The 3016-nt window shown below is 49.4% G+C and carries 2 protein-coding genes; both read right to left on the reverse strand.

Annotated features, from left to right (window positions below; all coding sequences use genetic code 11):
* Positions 1-371 precede the first annotated feature (371 nt).
* Complete coding sequence (lepA, locus tag Q0413_RS04525) at positions 372-2168, reverse strand: translation elongation factor 4 (RefSeq protein WP_298987740.1); 1797 nt, start codon at positions 2166-2168, stop codon at positions 372-374.
* A gap of 656 nt (positions 2169-2824) precedes the next feature.
* Positions 2825-3016 (reverse strand): hypothetical protein (locus Q0413_RS04530; protein WP_298987741.1); only part of this gene is annotated, 192 nt, incomplete at its 5' end.

The following is a 3016-nucleotide window of genomic DNA, read 5'->3' on the forward strand; positions in this document are numbered from 1 at the left end:
GACCGCAATGATTGACGGACGGTAAAAATTTAAACCGCTCGCGGGATGTTAAATTTGAAAGATGAAATTTTAGCCTAACGGCGAGCGGCAAAATTCTACGACCGAGTAGTGAATGCTAGAGCCTAAAGCGGCGCAAAATGGGTGCGCAGCAGCGAATATATCAGCTCTGACGACGAGCGATAGAGCTTAAAACGCCGTGCAGTCATAAAATTTAAATCGTCTCTTAAGATTGTTAAATTTAAAGATGAAATTTCACACCGAACGACGAGCCGCTAAATTTAAACGCCCGAACGATCGTCAAAATTTGAAGGCAAAATTTTATAACCGCGCGGCAAAAGATAAAATTTAGATCACCCGCTCAAGTATAAAATTTAATCGATCTTTAGCACGCTCAAAAACGCCTCGCTCGGCAGATTTACCTTTCCGATTGCTTTCATGCGCTTTTTGCCCTCTTTTTGCTTCTCGAGCAGCTTGCGCTTGCGCGTGATGTCGCCGCCGTAGCACTTGGCGGTCACGTTTTTTCCCATGGCGCGGACGTTTTCGCGAGCGATGATCTTGTTGCCGATGCTCGCTTGGATCGCGACTTCAAAAAGCTGCCGCGGCACGATCTCCTTCATCGCTTTGACGAGGTCGCGCCCCTTGGATTCGGCCTTTGAGGCGGGCACGATGATCGAGAGCGCATCGACCGCTTCGCCCGCGACGCGGATGTCGAGCTTTACGAGATCGCCGCGCCTGTAATCGATCGGCTCGTAATCGAAGCTTGCGTAGCCCTTGGTGCAGGATTTGAGCTTATCGTAAAAGTCCATTATGATCTCGTTTGTAGGCACGTCGTATTCGAGCAGGACGCGCTCAGGCGTGATGTAGTCCATCTTGGTTTGGATGCCGCGGCGCAAATTTAAAAGGCTGATGAGATTGCCCAAAAACTCGCTCGGGGTAATGATGGTCGCCCTGACGTAGGGCTCCTCGATGCGCTCGATGAAATTTGGCGCCGGAAGCTCGCTGGGGCTGTGTATCCGCACGCACGAGCCGTCCGTGAGATACACGGCGTAGGTCACCGTAGGCGCCGTGGCGATGAGATCGAGATCAAACTCGCGCTCGAGCCGCTCCTTGACGACCTCCATATGCAGCAGCCCCAAAAACCCGACGCGAAAGCCAAATCCTAGCGCGAGCGACGTTTCAGGCTCGTAGCTAAGCGAGCTGTCGTTTAGGCTGAGCTTATCCAAAGCGTCGCGCAGATCTTCAAATTTATCGGTCTGCACGGGATAGATGCCCGCAAACACGAAAGGCTTGGCCTTCTCAAAGCCGCCCACGGGAGCGGCGGCGCGATTTTTAAAAAGAGTGATCGTATCGCCCACCTGCACGTCGGCAACGTTTTTTAGTCCCATTACTACGATGCCCACTTCGCCGCTGCTAAGCTCGCGAATTTTGGTAGGCGCGAGCGGGTTGGGATACATCAGATCAAGCACCTCGTGGCGGTTCTCGCTACCCATGATATAGACCTCGTCGCCCTTTTTCAGCACGCCGTCGTAGAGCCTAACAAGCGCGAGCGCGCCTAGGTAGTTATCGAACCAGCTGTCGTAGATGAGCGCTTTAAGCGGCGCGGCATCGTCCGTTTTGGGCGCGGGGATGCGAGTGATTATCGCCTCTAAAAGCTCCTTGATGCCCACGCCCGTTTTGGCGCTGACCTCGATCGCGCTGCTGCAATCAAGCCCGATGACGTGCTCGATCTCCTCTTTTACGCGCTGCGGATCGGCGGCGGGCAGATCGATTTTATTAAGCACTGGGATGATCTCGAGGTTGTGCTGTAGCGCAATATAGACGTTTGCGATGGTTTGCGCCTGTACGCCCTGGCTCGCGTCCACGACGAGGATCGCCCCCTCACAGCTAGCCAGCGAGCGCGAGACCTCGTAGCTAAAATCCACGTGGCCCGGGGTATCGATCAAATTTAAAACATATTTCTCGCCGCCAAGCTCGTACTCGAGCCGCACGGACTGCGCCTTGATCGTGATGCCGCGCTCCTTTTCGATATCCATCGTATCCATGATCTGGCTGCTCATCTGGCGCGCCTCGACGGCGTTGCACTCGCTGATCAGGCGGTCTGCGAGCGTGGATTTGCCGTGGTCGATATGCGCGATGATGCTGAAATTTCTGATATTTTTTGTTTTCAAATGGCTTTCCCTGATGAAATTTTAAGTCGCATTGTGCCGAAATTTCATTTAAAAACGGGTAAATGAGCAAGTGGAATTTATAAAGCGGTTTTATATGGCAGATCTAGCCAGATTGGAATTTTACGAAGCGAAATTTTGAAGGATAATGGAAAATGCAGGCGGCTTTGAGCAATAGAATTTTAAGTTTTATCAGCGATGCGTTTTACCGCGATATAATTTTAGGATGAGGATTGGAATGCGAAATTTTACGAAACGGAATTCTGCAGCTATATTTGGAGGCAGAAAAATTCTGAGTGATGAAATTTTCCGGCAAATTTTACGCGATCGCGCCATGCAAAGCTTGCCATGCTAACAATCGAGAATTTCGTACGGTAAAATTTAACTGCAAAATTTTGCTTTGGAATTCTACTGCTTGAAATTAGCGCGTAAATTATATGTCATTACGACGCGCAAATCTTAGTAAGTAAAATTTACCGCCAAGTTTCGCAGCAAAATTCCGCAATTTAAAATTTCACAAAATTCTATCTCACAGAATTTTCAAGCAAAATTTACAAAGCATAATTTTAAAAAATCTGTCGCCAAGAAAACTAAAATTCCGCCCATAAAAAAAGGCTAGCCCGAAAGCTAGCCTCTGTATTGCGAGCTTAACGCGAATACTACCAATCAGTCTTTTGATTGTAGATATCGCGAATGTCACCCGTATCTAACTTTTTCGTAGAAGTATCACTCGTACTGTTATCCGATGTGCTACCGCCAGCGAACGATCCTACGTCATCTTCCGTACCAGACTTGACTTGACCTTCACCGCCCCAAACCGTAGGGTTAGCAGCCCTTACGTTTACAATAAG

Origin of the sequence: uncultured Campylobacter sp., from assembly GCF_938045465.1 — a bacterium.
In the GTDB taxonomy this organism is placed as follows: domain Bacteria; phylum Campylobacterota; class Campylobacteria; order Campylobacterales; family Campylobacteraceae; genus Campylobacter_B.